General features: G+C 69.5%; 13 protein-coding genes. 8 read left to right on the top strand and 5 right to left on the bottom strand.

The window, feature by feature from the left end:
• Window positions 1-45 precede the first annotated feature (45 nt).
• The 3 genes from AC07OZ_RS05435 to AC07OZ_RS05425 all read left to right on the top strand — a co-directional run bounded on the left by AC07OZ_RS05435 (window position 46) and on the right by AC07OZ_RS05425 (window position 5,260).
• Window positions 46-1,992, top strand: a complete 1,947-nt coding sequence (locus AC07OZ_RS05435) for a sensor domain-containing diguanylate cyclase (RefSeq protein ID WP_495466130.1) — start codon at window positions 46-48, stop codon at window positions 1,990-1,992.
• 112 nt (window positions 1,993-2,104) lie between these two features.
• A complete protein-coding gene (locus AC07OZ_RS05430) occupies window positions 2,105-3,601 on the top strand; it encodes an ATPase domain-containing protein (protein ID WP_495466129.1) in 1,497 nt (498 codons plus the stop codon).
• Window positions 3,602-5,260, top strand: coding sequence for an ATP-binding protein (locus tag AC07OZ_RS05425; RefSeq protein WP_495466128.1), 1,659 nt, complete (start codon window positions 3,602-3,604; stop codon window positions 5,258-5,260).
• Between the two features lie 91 nt (window positions 5,261-5,351).
• On the opposite strand, the gene AC07OZ_RS05420 is transcribed toward AC07OZ_RS05425, so the two are convergent.
• Entirely contained in the window at window positions 5,352-6,050 is a 699-nt protein-coding gene (locus AC07OZ_RS05420; RefSeq protein ID WP_495466127.1) for a lysozyme inhibitor LprI family protein, read from the bottom strand.
• Between the two features lie 87 nt (window positions 6,051-6,137).
• Complete coding sequence (locus AC07OZ_RS05415; protein WP_495466126.1) at window positions 6,138-6,479, bottom strand: YciI family protein; 342 nt, start codon at window positions 6,477-6,479, stop codon at window positions 6,138-6,140.
• A gap of 212 nt (window positions 6,480-6,691) precedes the next feature.
• Here AC07OZ_RS05415 and AC07OZ_RS05410 point away from each other — a divergent pair, with 212 nt between their 5' ends.
• From AC07OZ_RS05410 to AC07OZ_RS05395, 4 genes are all read left to right on the top strand, one after another.
• Window positions 6,692-7,114: a GNAT family N-acetyltransferase gene (locus AC07OZ_RS05410; RefSeq protein WP_495466489.1), complete on the top strand. Its 423-nt coding sequence runs from the start codon at window positions 6,692-6,694 to the stop codon at window positions 7,112-7,114.
• Entirely contained in the window at window positions 7,111-7,764 is a 654-nt protein-coding gene (locus tag AC07OZ_RS05405) for an AraC family transcriptional regulator (RefSeq protein ID WP_495466125.1), read from the top strand. The genes AC07OZ_RS05410 and AC07OZ_RS05405 overlap by 4 nt, the downstream gene beginning before the upstream one ends.
• Window positions 7,765-7,807: 43 nt before the next feature.
• Complete coding sequence (locus AC07OZ_RS05400; protein ID WP_495466124.1) at window positions 7,808-8,989, top strand: hypothetical protein; 1,182 nt, start codon at window positions 7,808-7,810, stop codon at window positions 8,987-8,989.
• Between the two features lie 87 nt (window positions 8,990-9,076).
• On the top strand, window positions 9,077-10,129 hold the full coding sequence (locus tag AC07OZ_RS05395) for a hypothetical protein (RefSeq protein WP_495466123.1): 1,053 nt from the start codon (window positions 9,077-9,079) through the stop codon (window positions 10,127-10,129).
• Between the two features lie 25 nt (window positions 10,130-10,154).
• On the opposite strand, the gene AC07OZ_RS05390 is transcribed toward AC07OZ_RS05395, so the two are convergent.
• On the bottom strand, window positions 10,155-11,189 hold the full coding sequence (locus AC07OZ_RS05390) for a heme-binding protein (protein WP_495466122.1): 1,035 nt from the start codon (window positions 11,187-11,189) through the stop codon (window positions 10,155-10,157).
• Between the two features lie 206 nt (window positions 11,190-11,395).
• On the opposite strand from AC07OZ_RS05390, the gene AC07OZ_RS05385 reads away from it, so the two are divergent.
• Window positions 11,396-12,118 carry a helix-turn-helix transcriptional regulator gene (locus tag AC07OZ_RS05385; protein WP_495466121.1) on the top strand — a complete coding sequence of 241 codons (723 nt, stop codon included), beginning with the start codon at window positions 11,396-11,398 and terminating at the stop codon, window positions 12,116-12,118.
• Window positions 12,119-12,176: 58 nt separating this feature from the next.
• On the opposite strand, the gene AC07OZ_RS05380 is transcribed toward AC07OZ_RS05385, so the two are convergent.
• Together AC07OZ_RS05380 and AC07OZ_RS05375 are read right to left on the bottom strand one after the other, a co-directional pair.
• On the bottom strand, window positions 12,177-14,684 hold the full coding sequence (locus tag AC07OZ_RS05380) for an ATP-binding protein (RefSeq protein ID WP_495466120.1): 2,508 nt from the start codon (window positions 14,682-14,684) through the stop codon (window positions 12,177-12,179).
• A gap of 10 nt (window positions 14,685-14,694) precedes the next feature.
• Window positions 14,695-17,841 carry a cytochrome P450 gene (locus tag AC07OZ_RS05375; RefSeq protein WP_495466119.1) on the bottom strand — a complete coding sequence of 1,049 codons (3,147 nt, stop codon included), beginning with the start codon at window positions 17,839-17,841 and terminating at the stop codon, window positions 14,695-14,697.
• Window positions 17,842-17,999: the final 158 nt, after the last annotated feature.

Below are 17,999 nucleotides of genomic sequence, written 5' to 3'. Positions count from 1 at the left end.
GGGTGGGGGTTTCCCGCCGATGGCCCGCTGGAAGGACGCCTTGCCGTGCAGCATCAACGAACGATCGTCGCGACCTCACTGACCCGCCTGCGCCGCTGGCTGGCCGCCGGCAATCTGGCGCTGGGACTGATGCTCTGCGCGGCGGCCGGGTTGAGCCTGTACAACGCCCGCGAAGGCGACGAAGACGCCGCGCGACTGACCGCCGAGAACCTGGCCACGAGCATGAGCAGCGAAGTGGCGGCCGAGCTGCGGCTCATCGACAACGCCCTGGCCACGGTGGCCGAGCGGTACGCGAAGACGCCTCGCGAAGCGGACCGGTCCGACGTCCTGGCGCAGATGGTCGCCGAGCAGCAGGTGCTGCTCAAGCACGTGAGCGCGGTGCGCGTGGTCGACGCGACCGGTGTGGTGGTCGCCGACGAGGGCGCCTCCGCGGCGCCGGTCCACCTGGGTGACCGGTCCTACTTCGAGCGCGCGAGGGCGCGCGACGCCACCGTGGTGTCCGAGCCGCTGCGCAGCCGCACGGCGGGCCTGTGGTGCATCGTGGTCGCGCGCCGCCTGATCAACGGCGACGGCGGCTTCGACGGCGTCGTGCTGACGGAGGTGACCTCGGAGCACTTCGCGCAGCGCTTCGCCGCCATGGAGCTCGGGCGGTCCGGCGCCATGTCGATGCGCATGAACGACAACTTCCTGATGGTGGCCCGTCATTCCGCGTCCGAGCCCCGATCCCTCAAGGGGCTGGGCGAGGCGACCGTCTCCAGGGCCCTGCGCGAGAGCATGCAGCGGAATGCGGACCACGGGTGGTATGTGAGCCCGACGGCCCTGGACAAGGTGGACCGCATCACCGCCTACCACCGCGTGCCGGGTTATCCGTTCACGGTCTATGCCGGTCTGAGCACCCAGGAGTATCTCGGCGCCTGGTACCGCCAGGCCGCCGAACTCTCGGGCCTCGTGGCGCTGATGATCGCGTTGATCGGCGGCATCTCGGTGCTGCTCTATCGCGGGCAGAAGCGCGAGCATGAAGGCCGGCTGGCGGCGGACCGTACCGCGCGCGAGCAGTCGCTGATGCTGGAGAACGACCTGGTGGGCATGGTGCGCCTCAAGTCGCGCGTGATCCTCTGGGACAACCGGGCCCTCGCGCGCATCCTCGGCTACGGCCCGGGTGAATTGCGCGGCATGTCGATGCGCGACCTCTACCTGGACCAGGCCACCTTCGACCACATCGGCCGGGCCGGCTACGGCGCCCTGCGCGCCGGCGAACGCTTCCGCACCCAGGTGCAGATGCGCAAGAAGGACGGCGCCGCGCTGTGGATCGATCTCAGCGGCATGCTGGTCTCCGAGGACGAAAGCCTGTGGATGCTGGTGGACATCGACGCGCTCAAACAGAGCGAGGAGAAGGCCTACGGCATGGCCTTCCGCGATGCCCTGACGGGTCTGCCGAACCGGCGCCTGTTCGAGGAGAAGCTCGCCGACGCCCAGGCGACCGCGCTGCGGGCGGACACGGGACTCGCGGTCTGCTACCTGGACCTGGACGGCTTCAAGCCCGTCAACGATCGCCATGGGCACGAGGCCGGCGACGAGGTGCTCAAGGCGGTCGGCGCGCGGCTGCAGCAGACATTGCGCGCCAACGACATCGTGGCCCGCCTGGGCGGCGACGAGTTCGCGGTCGTGCTCGTCGCCAGCAGTGACGTGGGCAGCGCGCGCGCCGTGCTTCAACGATGCCTGGCCGAAATCGAGCGGCCGATCGAGGTCGCCGGCGGGCACCGGGTCTCCGTGAGCGCGAGCATCGGCATCGTCCTGGCGCGAGGATCCTGCGAGACCGCCGCGATCATGCGCGGCGCCGACGAGGCCATGTACGTGGCCAAGCGCGCCGGCAAGGGGCGCATCCAGATCGGATCGACGGTGTCGGCGACCGTGGGGTCCGCGGCGTCCGCGGCGTCTGCGTTTACGCCGCTGTCGGCGGTGCCCGCCCGGAAACCGTTCCTCGTCGCCTGACGTCGCGGCAGGCTGGGCACGGCAATTGCCGTGGCGCGGGATCCGACCTTTCCGGACCGCCTGCGCGGGTGCCTGGACGGGCCCCCACTCTTTCGCCCGCACCGTCCGATCCATGTCCCAGACACGCTGTTCCACCGGCATCTCCGGCCTCGATGACATCCTCCAGGGCGGCCTCCCGCCCGGCCACCTCTACCTCTTCGAAGGAGAGCCGGGTACCGGCAAGACCACCCTCGGCATGCATTTCCTGCTGGCCGGGCTCGCCGTCGGTGAGACGGGGCTGTACGTCACGCTGTCCGAGACCGGCACGGAATTGAAGGAGGTTGCCCGGTCGCATGGCTGGGACCTCGACGCGGCCGGCCTGGAGGTCTTCGAGCTGGTCAGCGCGGAGCAACTCGGTCCGGAGGCCGAGCAGTCGATCATCCATCCCGCGGAGCTGGAGCTGAACCAGACCGTGCAGGGCGTGATGGCGCGGATCGAGGCGACCCGCCCGAAGCGCGTGGTCTTCGACAGCCTGTCGGAGATGCGCCTGCTGGCGCAGGACCCGCTGCGCTACCGGCGCCAGGTGCTGGCGCTGAAGCACTTCTTCGCCCACCACGACTGCACGGTGCTGATGCTGGACGACCTGAGCGCGGCCACCGGCGACATGCAGCTGCGCAGCATCGCCCACGGGGTCGTGTGGCTGCAGCAGATCGTGGGCGAGTACGGCGCCGACAAGCGCTTCCTGCGCGTGGCGAAGATGCGGGGCATCGGCTTCCGCAGCGGCGAGCACGACTTCACCCTCAAGACCGGCGGGCTGGAAGTGTTCCCGCGCCTGGTCGCGGCCGAGCACCACAAGACCTTCACGCCGGAGAACGTCAGCAGCGGCAACGCCGCCTTCGACGCCGCGCTGGGCGGCGGGCTGGCGCGCGGCAGCAACACGCTGTTCGTCGGGCCCTCCGGCGTCGGCAAGACGACCACGGCCATCGCCTGCGTCCATGCGGCCCTGCGGCGCGGCGAGCGGGCGGCCTACTACCTCTTCGACGAAGGCCTGGGCACGCTGCTGCCGCGCGCGAAGACGCTGGGCTACGACCTGCGGGACTACATCGACGACGAGCAGTTCCTCCTCAGCGCCCTGGATCCCGCGGAGGTCACCGCCGGCGAATTCGCATCGCGCGTCCGCCGCTCGGTCGAGCAGGACGGCGTCCGCACGGTGGTGATCGACAGCCTCAACGCCTACCTGCAGGCCATGCCCGGCGGCAAGTTCCTGATGCTGCAGATGCATGAGCTGCTGACCTACCTCAACCAGCGCGGCGTGATGACCATCCTGGTGCTGGGCCAGCACGGCATCCTCGGCCAGGGCCGGATCGACATCGACCTGAGCTACCTGAGCGACGCGGTCGTGCTGTTCCGCTATTTCGAGGCGCGCGGCAACCTGCTCAAGGCGATCTCGGTGGCCAAGAGCCGCACCAACAAGCATGCGAACACCATCCACGAATTCCGCCTCGGCGACGAGGGCGTGGAGATCGGCGTGGCGCTGACGGACTTCGAGGGCGTGGTGTCGGGCGTGTCCCGCTATGCCGGGGATATCGCGCTGCTGAGCGACCGCGATGACGATCGGCAGCGACGCTGAATGAGCGGTGCCTTCGAATCCCGCGTGATCATCCTGGCGCCGTTCGGCCGGGATGCCCAGGTGATCGTCGAGGTGGTGACCGGCATGGCGCCGGCCCAGCCCGTCCACACGCCGGAGCAGCTGCTCGAGGCGCTGAACGAGGGCGCCGCCGCGGCCGTCGTCACCGAGGAAGCCCTGTCCATCGCTCCGGGCAGCCCGGTACACCTCTGGCTGAGCCAGCAGCCGTCGTGGTCGGACTTCCCCTTCGTGGTCCTCACCAGCAAACGCACCGGGCGGCGCCCGCCCAACGCGGCGACCTCGCTGCATCTGATGGGCAACGTCATCCTGCTGGAGCGGCCGCTGAGTCCGGATACGCTGCAGACCGCGGTGGAGGCCGCCGTGCGCGCCCGGGCGCGGCAGTACGCGAACCGGGCGATGCTCGCCGAACTGGCGGTCGCGCATGATGCGGTGGAGCGGCTCAACCGCGAGCTCGAGGACCGCATCGAGAGCCGCACGCGCGAGCTCTCGACGGCCAACAACCGGCTCATGAACGAGATCGCCGAGCGCGAGCGGGCGCAGGCGGCGCTGCTGCAGGTCCAGAAGATGGAGGCCATGGGGCACCTGACGGGCGGCATCGCGCACGACTTCAACAACCTGCTGCACGTCATCGGCACCAACCTCGACCTGCTGGCGCGTCTGGACTGCCCGCCGCCGGCCGGGCGCATCGTGGAAGGCGCGCGGCGGACGGTGAAGCGCGGCGCGCGCTTGACCGAGCAGCTGCTGTCCTTCGCCCGCAACCAGTCGCTGGTGCCGCAGGCCACCGACATCCATGCGTCGATCAACGGCATGCAGGAGCTGCTGCTGACGTCGGTGGGCTCGCGCGTGCGGATCGCGCTGGAGCTGGCGCATCCGCACCCGGTCGTGCTGCTGGATCCCAACCAGCTGGAAATGGCCGTGCTGAATCTGGCGCTCAATGCGCGCGATGCGATGAAGGAGGGGGGCACCATCGCCATCACCACGCGAGAGGCGGAATGCGAGCGGGAGGGTCAGGTCGTGCCCTGCGTGCGGGTGACGGTGGCCGACAGCGGCGCCGGCATCCCCCCGTCGATCATCGAGCGGGTGTTCGAGCCCTTCTTCACCACCAAGGCGATGGGGAGTGGCACGGGCCTGGGGCTGGCGCAGGTCTACGGCTTCGCGAAGCAGTCGGGCGGACAGGTGAGCATCGAGAGCGCGCCGGGGCGGGGGACGCAGGTCCACCTCACGTTCCCGCTGGCGGCGGCGTCGTTGGCGGAGGAGCCGGAGGCGGATCGATCGAGCCTGGTCACGCCGCGCCAGGACATCCTGGTGGTCGAGGACGACGACGAGGTGCGGCATTCCATCGTCCAGAGCCTGGAGCTGCTGGGCCACGGGGTGACGGCGGTGTCCAACGGCGCGGAGGCGCTGCGCACGCTGGGCGAGCGTCGGCCGAGCCTGCTGATCGTGGACTACGTGATGCCGGGCATGAACGGCGGGGAGCTGATCCGCCGGGTGCAGGACGCCTGGCCCACGATCCCCATCATCCTGGCGACCGGGTATGCCGACATGGACAAGGTCGGTCAGGTGCTGGGCGCCAGGTCCATCCTGAAGAAGCCGTTCCGCGTGGATGCGCTGGCGGAGGCGGTGCACTTGGCGGTGGCGTGACGGGTTTCCAGCGCAGGCCCGTCGATCACCTCCGCGGGCGGCGCGTCCCGACCTCCGTTACGTGCCGACCTTCGTCACGTTCCGACCTTCGTCACGTCCCGTCTGGCACGTGCGACAGCACTTCCCTGCGGCGTTTGCGGGTCATGTCGATCCGGCACAGGATCGTGACCTCGCCGGTGTAGGCGTAGCTCATGCCGTCGTGCAGGGGCAGGAAGTTGCATTCGGCATCCCTGTGGACCCGCCAGGTCTGTTCCGCGGCACGAAAGGCCTCCTGGGCCACCTGGGCGTAGTCGGCAGGGGTGTAGTCCGCGAAGGCTTTCGCCAGGTAGGCGTCCATCCGGCGTTCAACGCGCTGGAGGGCCCGCTCGGCCTGCGCGAGCAGGTCATCGCACTGCTCATCCATCCCCCGGCTGCCGGAGGGGCAGGATGACAACGCGGCGATGCGCTGCTCGTAGAGCGTCTCCAGACAGGTCGCGTCGCGGCAGTCGTTGCGGGTGGCGAGCCAGCGTTTCTGTTCAGCCACCACCTTCTCGGGCACCTTCAGGTCGTCGCTGTCGTCCGCGGGGCGGCCGCGGGACAGGTAGGCCGTCTGCAGCAGGTCGTCGAGCTCCGACAGCGAGGGGTCGCCGCAGATCAGGCGCTCGATCCGGCTGCCGGCCTTCTTGCAGTCGAAGCTTGCCGCTTCGGCCTGCCGGGGCACCGTGATGGCGGTCATCGTCAGGGTCAGGCCAGCCATCAGCAGAAGCGTGTCTCGCAGGTGTCGACGATGGAGCGCGCGGCCACTGGTCATTCTTCTTCCTCCGTGTTTCAGCAACGGCGCGGAGGATAGTGGAGGCGACGTTAAGAAGACGTCTTCGCCGCCGGGCGCTGCGGGAAGTCAGGACGCCGGATCGAAGAAGAACACGCGAAGCTCCTGTTGGCAGCGGCAGCCCTTGGCGATGCGCGCGGCCCAATCGATGGCCGCTTCGCGCGAGGGCAGTTCCAGGACGCAGAAGCCGCCGTTGAGCGTGGGTGCCCAGGGGTAGCCCCCTTCGGCGACTGTGCCGTCGGCGGCGACGAGCACCGGCGGAACGCTTTCGTCGATGCCGCCGCCGAAGACATAGACGCCGGCCGCCTTCGCCTCTTCGATCACCGCATGCGAGTCACGGACCACGGCGTCCCATTCACCGTCGGGGACGACCATCGCGGCGCTGGGGAAGGAGATGAGGTACTTGGACATGGGGGCTCCGATCTGTCGGAGTCACGATCATGCCCAAGAACGGAGGGCAGTCCATCCGTACCGTCGGCGAGGACGCTCGACAGTCGATGGGTGGATTCGCAAGGCAGGAATGATGTTGAAATCGCGACGTCATTCAACCTGCCATCCTGCATCGCCACGTGCCCACCTCCACCTTCACCTTCCACAAGGGCGAGCTCCACATCTCCACCGAAATGTCGGACCTGGACATCGACCTGATCCACGCGTTCCTCACGAACGAGTCGTCGTGGGCAAAGGGCATCTCGCGTCAGGTCGTCGAACGATCCATCGCGCACTCGCTGTGCTTCGGCGGCTTCGTCGATGGCGCTCAGGTGGCGTTCGCCCGCGTCATCACGGACCGCGCGACCTTCGCGAACCTGGTCGATGTCTTCGTCCTGCCGGCGCATCGCGGCAAGGGCTACAGCAAGCGACTGATGGCAGCGGTGATGGCTCATGCCGATCTCCAGGGACTTCGGCGCTTCACGCTGGCGACCGGCGATGCGCATGCGCTCTACGCGCCCTTCGGTTTCACGCCGCCGTTGAAGCCGGCGACGCTGATGGAGCGCTACTTCCCCGGCTTGTATGAGTCGCGGTCCGGCGGGACACTGAACGGATGACGACCGCCATCTCCGTTCATCGCGCGCTCGAGCGGATGGAACGCCACCGCCATCACCATGCCTACGTCGCCCTCGTGCTCGCCGGCGGCTATGTGGAGGCGGGCGACCGCGGCCGGCTCCGCGTCGAGGCCGGTCAGGCCGTGTTTCATGGCGAGCACGAGTCGCATCAGAACGAGTTCTTCCGCGCCGGCGCGCGGGTACTGAATCTGCCCGCATCCGGAGGAGAGTTCAGCGATGCCTTCGGGCATGTCGACGACGCCGACGCGATCGCCCGGCTTGCCGAGCGCGATCCGCGCGAAGCCGCTGCGTTGTTGCGGCGGACCTTCCGTCCTTCGGCCGTCCGGCTCAACGATTGGCCGGACCTGCTGGCCGCGGCGCTCGCGGCCGATCCGAACCTCGGCCTCGCCGACTGGGCCGATGCCATGGGCATCGCGCCGCAGTCGATCAGCCGGGGCTTCGGCCGCGCCTACGGCACCAGTCCCAAGCGCTACCGCCTGGAGCTGCGCGCGCTGCAGGCGCTGCGCCGGTTGCCGGGCTGGCAGGGATCAATGGCGGCGCTCGCCGCCGAGACCGGTTTCGCCGATCAGGCCCACCTGACGCGCGCCATCGTCGCGCTGACCGGACGCACGCCGACCCGGTGGGTGGGTTAACTCCGTTCAAGAACGGTCCGCCCCGCTTGCCTAGCATCGGGGCATGCAACGACGAACCTTCCTGACCGTGCCGCTGATCGCTTCGGCGGCGTCCGTGCTCTGCACTCTGCCTGCCGACGCCCGGCCCGACGCCCGAGCTGCCAGCCGCACCCGATGGCAAGTGCGTGCCTCCGAGGGCTTCGATGCGATCGCCTTCCTTGGCCCGCTGTCGGGCACGCAGCTCTACCTGGACTTCTACGCCGAGGATGCCGCCGCCTTCGCGCCGCGTCTGCCCGAGACCGTGCGCAACGACGTGGCCCGGCTGTGGAACGAGGCGACGAAGGACGGCTTCGGACTGCTCGGTCCCAACCTGCAGATGCTGTTCTCGGCCAACGGCAACGACGCATCGATCGCCACGCTGCTGACCGCGTTGCGATCGCGGCAGACGGCGATCCTGCCGAGCTACAAGGCCAGCAGCTACTGGAGCGAGGAGGACTGGGCCTGGTTCGACCGCGCGGCGCCGCGCATCGACGCGATCTTCAGCGCGATGCAGCGTGCCGGGTTCGCGGCCTTCCGCAAGGAACGGATCGGCAAGGACCTGGACCAGCGCATCGCCGAAGTGCAGCGCGCGCTGGCCGGCTTCGACGTGATCTCCTGGCAGGAGAAGCTGACTGGCCGGACCTTCGATCCCGAGATCCAGATCGTGCTGCTCCAGTTCTCCAAGCCGCACGGCATCAAGGTGCAAGGGCAGACCTTCCTGCAGGCGGCCGACTACGACACTGCCACCACGGTGCGCATCGCCGCGCACGAGATGCTCCACCCGCCGATGCCGATGGACGGCCCGGCCGCGACCGCCGCGCTCGCCGCCTTCGGACGCGACCCGCTGATCACGACGATCGTTCGCGATCACGATCCCCGCTGGGGGTACACGACGCTGCCGGGCCTGCTGAACGAGGACCTGTGTCAGGCCCTGGACCAACTGATCAGCGAGGCCCTCGGCGTGGCCCGCAACCCCGCCGACCGCTGGCGCAAGTCGGACGACGGCATCCACGTGATCGCCGCCGGGCTGTACGGACTCCTGCGTCAGGACCGGTGGGCGGAGAAGGGCGGTTCGATCGAGCGCTGGATCGCCGGCGCCGCCGCCGAAGGCCGGCTGGATCCCGACGTGTTCCACCCCGTCGCTGCGCGGGTGCTGGAGCGACCTGTCGATGCGCTGTGGCCGGTGACGACATCTCCGAATTCCTGAAGCGCGACTTCAGCCATGCACCGATGGCCGGCGGCGGCCGCTTGGGCCACCGTGCCAGCTTCGTGCGCATGTGCAGAGAGACGCTCCATGAAGATCCGCGATGCTCGCCCAGGCGTCGACGCCGCAGAGCCGACCGCTCAACGCCGGCCGGAGGGCGCCGTCTCCCGGGTGACCCTATCCCGAGCCTCGACCGGGCCGTTGCAGGCCTTCCAGGCGGCGATCGACGGATCGCCTCGCATGGTCGCTCAGAGACGGATCCTCGGGAGTCTGCAGGGCTATGGGCCATCCGGGCCCGGGAATGCCAGGCGCCAAGCCGCGCCGGAGGCGTCGTCCAGCCGCCCTGTCGCCCAGCGGGTCCTGGACCAGCAGTTGCAGAACGGCCGTCTCCATGTGATCGGCGAGGACCATCGGAAGTCCGAGAACTTGCGCGAACGGGAAGCGCAGGTCGCCCGCCAGCACGGTCTGGACTACATGACGGAGCCCGAGTTCGACATCCAGGGAACCCAGGAGCGCGGCGACCCGACCCCGCTGCGCATCCTCTTCGCCATGGCCTCGATCCGCGACCTGATCAATGGTTTCGATCCCATGGCGCCTAATTTCGACAGGGACCGCTACATCGCCAGTTTCCGATATCTCATCGAGTCGTCGGCGGGTGATTTCGCGCGTCATTCGCCGGCCCCGGATGCGCCCATCCGTGTGCTGTTCCGGGCGATGCAGGGCCACCTCGTCGCTTACAGGAGGGACGCCGCGCTGAGGGCCATCGAAGACATCTGCCAGATCGTCGACCCGGGCAAGGCCTTGGGCAGCGCGGCCGGATTGTCCGTGGGAAGAAGCATGGCGATGCACGACGCCGCGACGAACCAGCATGCGCGCGCCGTCATGTGGATGGTGGGTCATTCGCACGTCGCGGACATCGATCGGGACTACCCGGACGGACGCACCTATCTGCTCCTCGACGACGGCGTGCTGGACCCGCTGGTCCGGCAGGTTCAGATCGTCCGGGCGCAGGAGGACGTACCGGTCGGTGGACCGCAGGCGGGCCCGGTCATCGAGGAGATCGATGACGAAGAAGAGGAGCGCAAGGAGGGCGGAACAGGCGGCGGAAAGACCTCTGGCGCTGAGACCGAACAGGTCGATTGACAGATGCCCGTGCCGGCCCGCCGCGCTACGGCGACACCTTCTCCAAGGTATTGATGCTGATGTGAGGCCATCGGATCAGCCCGCCGTTGGGGCTGTCCAGGAAGTCGAGCGACACATCCTGCAGGTACTGCAGCAGCAGGCGCGGATGGCCCTCCGGGTCCTGTTCCCGGAGTTCGTGGATCCAGAAGGTGGACACCATCCGGCGGACGTCGGCCTGCCGCGCGATGAAGGGGATGTTGTGGATGCCGCCGCTGTGGGTCGTCGTGTCCACGTGCAGGATCGTCGTCCTGGCGATGTCCAGGCCGTCGATGGCCAGCCGGAGCAGCGCCGACGGATCCACCGGATCGAAGCCGGGGAACTCCGGCGCGTCGACGGCCCCCTTGAACGGCTGGTCGTGGAAGGCCTTGTAGGGCGCGAGGTGGAGGTTGGCCGCGTCGTCGATGTCCGTGTCGGGGAGGTTGCCCGGCAGGCCGCTGACGCGCGGGATCAGCATCGCGGGGTCGGGGCGCTCGACGATGTCCGAGGTGCCCAGCGCGAGCACCGAGCTGCCGTGCGGCACGCTGGCCAGCCGGCCCACGTCGACCTCCTCGTCCACCTGGTTGGTCATGAACAGCCACAGGCCAGGCTCATGGTGGATCGCCAGGTTCGCGCCGCCGGCCAGGCCGCTCACCGGCAGGTCGGCCGCGGCCACCTGATGCACGACCTGCTCGTAGTCCAGGGTGACGAGGAACTGGTCCCGCGCGGCGGCCGGCGTCGCCGCGCCCATGCCGCCGCCGCTGATGCCGCCAACACCGTCGATGCCGGCAATGCCGCGATTGGGAACGGCCTTGTCCACCAGTGTGAAGGCGAGCGTCTCGTCGAACTGGTTGAGCTGAAGCCGGAACGGCGGCCCCGACGGCGCGGCGAAGGGCAGCGCGATCATGTTCCAACCGCGGCCAGCGCTCTTCCAGGTGCCGGGCAGCGGCGCCAGCGGGCCGAGTTGCGGATCCAGCGCCACGGCGGGCGCGACCCGGCGCCTCCCCGTGGACAGCGCCTGTCGGACCTGCGGTGGGAGTCTCATTGCGCGTTCCTCGATGCGGGCGACGGGCCCGGTGCGAGGGCATTGGGCTCGATGCCCGGAAACTCCGCATCCACTCCCCGCAGGACGTGGCCGCATGCCCAGAGCCACGGCGTGGGGCCTCTTTTTAGAACGTTTAAGGAGACTTCATCCGGGCACAAGGACTCTTGAGCCGCGCCGCGCGACAGTGCGGTCAACAGGAGGCGGCCATGAACAACCTTGACCAGGGAATCCCGCAGAACCAGTACCGGAGGCGCTCGTCCGACCGGCACGGCGTGTCCGGCGCCGCGGAGGCCGGCATGGCGCTGGCCCTGTTCGACGAGATCGAATGCGGACTCATCGTCAGCGACGAGCAGGGGCTCATCCAGTTCGCCAATCACGCCGCGCAGCAGGAACTGGCGACGCAGCACGTGCTCCAGCGCAGCGGCGGGCTGCTGCGCTGCACGGCGAGCGGCTCCGGCGAGCTGGAAGCCGCCATGCACGAGGCGGCGGCCCGCGGGCGCCGCTGCCTGGTCCGGCTGATCGGCGGGGGCGACGAGCTGATGGTGTCGGTGCTGCCGCTTCAGATCGCGGGCGCGGCCACCCGCCACGTGCTGATCATCCTGGGCCGGCGTCAACCGTGCTCCGACCTCGCCCTGGAGCTGCTGGCCAGCAGCTACGGCCTGACCCTGGCCGAGCGCAAGGTGCTGGGCGCCCTGATCCGGCAGGCGACGCCGCGCGAGATCGCGTCTGCGCACGCGGTGAAGCTCTGCACGGTGCGCACGCAGATCCTGTCGATCCGCGCGAAGTTCGGTTCCCGCAGCATCGAGGGGCTGCTGTTGCGCGCCGCGCAGGTGCCGCCGGTGACCGGGGCCTTGCGGCTGGCGGGCCGGGCCTGCGCCGAATCGTCCCGCATGGAGGACGCCATGGAGCCCGACATGCAGGCGGCATGATCGACGAGGACGATGACCGTAGCGGTAGCGGTGAGGGGGTCAGGCCTTGCGGCTGATGTCAGGTCCGCGCGCCGCGACCCGCCAGGGCGGACTCCAGCGACGACGCCAGCAGGGATTCCTCGACATGCCGCCCATGCAGCATCCACAGGTGCTGATCCGCGATCGGCACGGCGCCGCTCATCAGGCGCAGCGCTTCCTCGCGCGCCCGCGCCGCGAGGCGGTCGCGGCGGCCCTCGCGCTTGCGGTGGAACTCGTCCACCGCGCCGAGCACGCGAGCGGCCAGCTGGTGCTGTTCGCGTGCCGCGGCGAGCCAGGCGAAGATGTCGCCGCGGTGGAAGAACAGCCCGCAGCTGCGCAGGGCCCGCGCCACGTCCGGGAGCGCGGCGCAGGCCATGTCGAGGCGGCCGGCCGCCGTCCGGGCCGCCAGCAGCGCCGCCAGCGCCTCGGCCCGGGGCAGTCCGTCGTGCGGGCCCGGCGGAATGCGGCGCAGCAGTTCGAGCAGGCCCTCTTCGGCCGCCTCGGGCTGGCCCGTCTGCAACTGGATCCACGCGCGATCGGACAGCAGGTTGTAGCAGTAGCGCCGGTAGCCGTAGAGCTCGGCGATGTCGAGCGCCTCGCGGTTGAACGCCAGGGCCTGCTCGAAGCGGCCGCGAGCATCGGCCAGCAGTCCCTCCAGCCGCAGCCGACGCATCACGTCCGCGGCGGGGCTCTGCTCCGATTCGACCAGGCGCGCCCGCGTCAGCGCCTGCTCGGCAGCGTCCAGCTCGTCGAGGGTCAGATGCGCCTCGGCCAGCTGGCGCCGACAGGCGTGGACGCGACGGACGCGGCCGAGCTGCTCGAACATGCCCTCGGCGCGCGCGAGCACCTCGACGCAGCGCCGGCCCGGCAGACGGCCGTCCTTGCCGACCCGGCCCACCCACTGCCAGTACTGGGCCGCCAGGCCGGGGTCGGTGTCGGCGGTGACGAAACGCTCGACGTTCAGGAGGTTCTCCAGCACCTCGGGGACGGGGCCCGAGGTGGCGAGCACGACGCTGGAATCGGTGGCCAGGGACAGCGCCACTGCGCCTTCACCCGGTGTCGCGATGGCATGGGCCAGCGCCACGCGCAGGTTCGCCACCTCGTCCAGTTGTCGGTCCGAATCGCGCTCCTTGACCGCCTGCTTGAACGCGGCCCGCATCGCATGCGCATGGCGTTGCCGGATCAGCCCGATCTCGTCCAGGGCCTGCATCTGCTCGACGGCGTACTCGCGCATGGTCTCGAGCATCTGGTAGCGCGGACGCGCGCTGTGCTGCGCCATCACGAGCAGCGACCGGTCGAGCAGGATGTCCAGCTGTTCGAGCAGCCAGTCCTCGTCCTCCTCGGCCGTCTCGCGGACCACGGGCAGCGCCGTGTCCATGCAGAAGCCGCCATGGAAGATGCCCAGGCGGCGCAGGACGCGCTGCGTCTCGGGCGCCAGCAGCTTGAAGCTCCAGTCGAGGGCCGCGCGCAGCGTCTGGTGCCGGCGCATCGGCACACGGATCCCGCCGCCCAGCATCCGCAAGCGCTCGACGAGGCGCGCGCGCACGCCGGCCAGCCCCAGTAGCGGCACCCGCGCCGCGGCCAGCTCGATGGCCAGCGCGATGCCGTCGAGCTCGCGGCAGATGTGGACGATGGTGTCCAGGTCGTCGCCCCGGGGCGCGAAGTCGGGCTGCCGGCTGCAGACGCGTTCGATGAACAACTGGACCGCACCATGCTCCAGCGCGTCGGAGGGTTCCGCGCCGGAAGCGGGCACGCTCAAGGGGCCGAGACGGTAGAGCTGCTCGCCCTCGACATGCAGCGGTTCCTGGCTGGTGACCAGCAGGCGCAGTCTGGGCGCGTCGCGCAGCAGCGCGCGCGCCAGCGGGGCGACCCCGGCCAGCAGGTGCTCGCAGTTGTCGAGCACGACGAGGAACTCGCTGTTCTGCGTGGCACGGACCAGTTCGGCGAGCGCGCCGGTCTGTCCCGGCAGTTGCATCCCGAGCGTCTGCGCCACCACGGCTGGCACGAGCGCGGGATCCTGCGTCGCGGCGAGTTCGACGATCCAGGCGCCGCCCGGGAACCGGTCGATCAGGCGCTGGGCGACGAAACTCGCCAGGCTGGTCTTGCCGATGCCGCCGGCGCCGCACAGGGTCACCAGCGGCGCGCGCTCCAGGGCCGATGAGACGGCCTCGATGTCGGCCTCGCGGCCGAACAGCGCGGGCATCACGGCCGGCACGTTGCCGCGCCGCAGGCCGGGCTGACGGTCCAGCAGGGGCTCTTGCGCCGAGGCGGTGAACTGGTAGCCTCGGCCGGTCACGGTCGTGATGGCGCCGTTGCCCAGCAGCTTGCGCAGGGTCGAGATCTGCACGGCGAGGTTGTTGTCCTCGACCACGTTGCCGGCCCACACGGTGCGGAACAGCTCGTCCTTGCCGACCAGCCGGTCGCGCGCCGCGGCCAGCACCACCAGGACATCGAAGGCCCGCGCGCCCAGCGTCAACGGCAATCCGTCGGCCAGCAGCAATCGCTCGGCGGGACGAAGCTCGAATCGACCGAAGACCAGGCGCTGCATGCACGGAGTCCTATGTCATGACCACCTCGAGACGGTCGAGGGACCGGAAGTAGAAATTCTTGAACCACTCCGGCGGCTCGTCCGGGTGAAGACGGAGTCCGGGCTGGGCGGCCATGAGGGCGCGCATCGCCGGCTCCGCGATGAGTTTCTGCAGTTGTATGCCCATGCACTCGTGAACGCCATGGCCGAAACCCAGGTGTGGCCTGGACAGGCGACGCCCGGGCTTGAACACGTCGGCGTCCTGGCCGTAGACGCGCTCGTCACGGTTGGCCGACGCCAGCACGCCGAAGACCCGTTCACCCGCCCGGATCTGCTGCCCGCCGATCTCGACGTCCCGCTTGGCGAAGCGGTCGATCACCGAGAGCGCATGCTCGCAGCGGCGCATCTCCTCGAGACAAGGAGCCAGCAGGGCCGGGTCCGCCTGGACCCGCTGCCACCAGGCGGCGTCGTCGAGCAGCAGTCGCCGGATCCCGGTGGCGAGCAGGAACTCCACCGACATGTAGCCCGCGACGGTCATGCTCACCAGGCTCTTCGCCGCCACCTCGCCGGTCAGGGGGCCTTGGCCGTCCGCCTGGATGAGCGGCGCCAGATGCCACAGGAAGCTGCCCTCGAAGCCCTGCGTGGAACGCGCCTTCTTCAGCAGGGCCACGAGCAGGCCGCCGAGCTCCAGCCCGGCCGCCCCGCCGGCTTTCTGCTCGGCGGCGGTCAACGTGCGGTCGTGAAGCTTCATCACCTTCCGCGCGAGGTCGTCCAGGTGCACGCGCTCCGCTTCCGGGATGCCGGCGCCGCCCAGGATGTCGAAGTAGACGTTGCGCGGCACCGGCCGCGCGAAGACGTCCACCAGATTGAAGGTCTTCTCCGGCAGCTTCTGGATCGACGCAAGCGTCGTCGCGATCGAGCGGTCGACCATCGCCTTGGCATTGGCCGTCACCTTGAACCAGGCCGAGGCGATCAGGTTGCGCACTTCGCCGTGATCCGTCTCGTCGAGCTGGAAGAGGCCTTGCGCCTTGTGGTCCGTGATCTCGTGGGCGCTGAAGTTGTCGCCCTCATCGCACACGCGCAGGACGTCGTCGTAGCGGAAGACGAACCAGCCGTCGAGCGGCAGGGGAGCGCGAAAAACCGGTGCGGTCTTCCTGAAGCTGGCGAAGGTCGGGTAGGGGTTCTCGATGAATTCCGGCGCCTTCGTGTTGAAGCTGAGTGCCGGTTGGGGAGCGGGCACAACCGGGACATTCTTCTGCCCCGGGTTTGGCGCAGGCGCCGGTGTCGGCGCCACCTCGTCGACGAACCGGTCGATGTTGCGCAGCGCGGCCAGGCCGGGCATGAACAGGTAGAGGCTGCCCCGCGTGAAGGTGAACTGCGGCAGCCGCAACCGCAAGGACGGTCCGTCGGCCCTCGGGATCTCGAATTCGTGCTGGCCGTTCTCGGGCGTGCCGGCGAAGGGGTCGCGCGTGCCGCGCAGCCCGGGCGCGAAGCGGTCGCCGTTGATCCACTGGCGCTGGATGAACTCGAACTGCCGCTCGAGGTCGGCGCAGAAGAACAGGCCGAACAGACCGTGCTCCTCCTTGCCGCCTGCCGTGCGCTTGTAGGGCATGCCCCGCCGCATCAGGCGACGGGCGTACCGGGCCCCGGCAATGCGCGACGTGCGCGCATTGACGCGGCGGATATGGGCCCCCACGGGACACCGCAGGCCCTCGTGATCCATCGGCGTGTCCGGAAACTCGTGGGACGGGGCGTAGTCGAAATCGTTGCGGCCGTGCTGGGAGACCTGGGCCGGTGACTGGTCCGGATGCAGACTGACGGGAGCGCCGTTGAACCAGCGCCCCATCATCTTGGCGGCCAGCCAGTCGGCCTTGACCGACAGGCGCGCCGCTTCCGATTCGAGGGCTTCCTGGAAGCCGGGCGGGTCCAGCGCGATGACACGGACGGCGCAGAAGGTCCCGTTGCTGGCGAGCGCCGCCGGCAGCTGGCCGAGGGACGACCCGCCGTAGATGTTCCTGTACTCGGCGCCGAGCAGGAACTCGCCCGCCGTGGACGCCGGTTGAAGGTCGTTGCGCGTGGGCGTGGCGAGTCCGGCCACGCGGGGTTCCGCAATGCCGTCGGCAAACTTCAGCCCGGGCAGATCTCGCGGGTGAATGAGCTCCTGCTTGTCGACGAGCCGCAGTCCACCGGCGGACAGCGAGTCGAGGAGTGACTTGGCGGCGATATCGAACGCGTCCTTGCCCTCCGTGTCCTGCTGGTACAGCGACACCATCAGGTGGGTGTCCAGCGCCTGTCCGCGCCCGCCCAGCCACCAGTGGTCGGGATCATTGAGACCGGTGTCGAAGTTGTCGGCCGCCCGTTCCAGCGCCCCCTGCAGGAAGGCCGCGGGAAACGGATCGAGCCACTTCCGCCCCAGGCCCAGGGCGGCCATGCCGGCGGCGGTCAGGCCGACGTTCAGCATCAGGGGCGGTCTTGCGTCGGCGCTCCAGATCTGCGCCGAGGTCACCCGGAGTGCATCCGCCGTTGCCTGTGCCTTGTCCTTCGCATCCGCATCTGGAGCCGCCTCCGCAGGTCCGGGCGGCGTGGCCCTCGCGGCCAGCCAGGCGCGAGCGGCGCCCGGGTCCCGCACCTCCAGCAGGAAATGCGTGGCGCGTTCGGCGCGATAGCCCTTCAGGATGTTGCCTTGCACATCCCAGAGCTGGACCGGGGTCGCCGCGCGATCGGGCTTCGGCAGCGGCAGCGCCGTGCGGGGACCGACGATCTCCAGCACGGTCTTGTCGCGATACGCCGAGTAGAGGTTCCACTCCGGGACCTGGGGCAGCACCCGGTTGTGTTCCTCGACGAACGCGAGGAACTCCGCCGGGTGTTCCCTGATCGGGATGAGGTGCTCGGTGCCCTGGGTGTAGCTGAGCAGCTTGTCGAAGACATCGCCGATCTCGATCGCGAAGTCGAGCACGTAGGGCGTCAGCGGCCCGTCGAACTCCGTGATCACCTGCAGGGCCGAGAAGTCATGCGTCGGCAGGAAACGCGCGAAGTGCACGAAGCCCAGTTCATCGAGTCCGGCATCGATCGTCGGCTGCGCCTCCCGGATGGCTTGCAGCAGGGCGCCCATCTCCTTCGGCGACCGGAGCTTGAGCACCAGATTCAAGCCGTGACTGACCTGTGTCGACGTTGCCATGGGCCCTCCCTTTGCCTCTCAGTGAGCGTGCCCGCAATCTACCGACTCAACCGGGGTCGTCCATCATCAATACGAATGAAGGCGGAGAGGAGGGCGGAGAGGAGGGCGGAGAGGAGGGCGGAGAGGAGGGCGGAGAGGAGGGCGGAGAGGAGGGCGGA

The sequence above is a fragment of the Roseateles sp. GW821-FHT09G03 genome (assembly GCF_059416045.1).
This window is presented reverse-complemented; position numbering and strand designations above follow the sequence as displayed.